Here is a 1,116-nt window from a genome sequence, read left to right as displayed (position 1 = left end):
CTGGAACAGGTGCGACAGGTAACGATGGCAGCTTACGAACATCAGTCGTATCCTTTTGATGAGCTGGTGGATACATTGCCACTGAAACGTGACATGAGCCGCAGCGCCTTGTTTGATGTGATGGTGGTGTTACAGGAAACAGACCTTGATGAAGTAATTGCGTCTCAACAAAGCGGCGGCCTGCAAATAAATCCATATACAGATCTGAGTAATCCGGTCAGCAAATTTGACCTGTCGTTTGAGTTTGTATTACAGGGAACGCAGCTGCAATTAAATATCGTTTACAACAGTGATCTCTATGAGATATCTACTGTGAGCGCTATGGCAACGCACCTGGATCAGTTGCTGGTAGCCATTCTTAAAAATCCGGGCATCGCTATCCTGCAGCTGGATTATTTAAGTGAAACAGAAAAATCGCATCTGCTTTATAGTTTTAATGATACGGCTGCTGCTTACCCGGAAGATAAAACATTGGTGCACCTATTCGCAGAACAGGTAGCAAAAACACCGGATGCAGTAGCGCTGGTATTTGAAGATGTCTCCCTTACTTATCAGCAACTGGAAGAGCAATCTAACCAGTTGGCCCATTACCTGCGTAATCAATATGAAGTTGTTGCAGATGACCTGGTGGGCATAAAACTGGATCGTAGCGAATGGCTGCTGATTGTAATATTGGGGATCTTAAAATCAGGTGGGGCCTATGTTCCCATCGATCCTGATTATCCGCCGGATCGTATCGATTATATGCTGTCGGATACCGGCTGTAAAGTGCTGATCGATGAAGCAGAGCTGTTGCGTTTTAAAACAGTGCAATCAGGATACGATACCACATCGCCGGTTATTGTTAACCAACCCCATGACCTGGCTTATGTGATGTACACCTCTGGTTCCACGGGCATGCCCAAAGGAGTGATGGTGACGCATCAGAATGTAGTGAGATTGGTAACCGCACAGCAGTATGTTACGCTGAAAGGGGATGAAGTATTGTTGTCTACGGGAGCCCTTTCTTTTGATGCCACAACTTTTGAATATTGGTCGATGCTGCTGCATGGCGGCAAACTGGTGCTGTGCAGCCAGGAGTCGCTGCTGGATGAGCAACAGCTCTCTGCCCTGATA

At 46.5% G+C, this 1,116-nt stretch carries 1 protein-coding gene; it reads left to right on the top strand.

All coding sequences use genetic code 11. The features are described 5' to 3' along the window. Positions 1–1,116 (top strand): AMP-binding protein (locus AC1DFM_RS34620; RefSeq protein ID WP_477081356.1); only part of this gene is annotated, 1,116 nt, incomplete at both ends.

It is taken from the genome of Chitinophaga sp. 05T412 (assembly GCF_056396465.1).
This window is presented reverse-complemented; position numbering and strand designations above follow the sequence as displayed.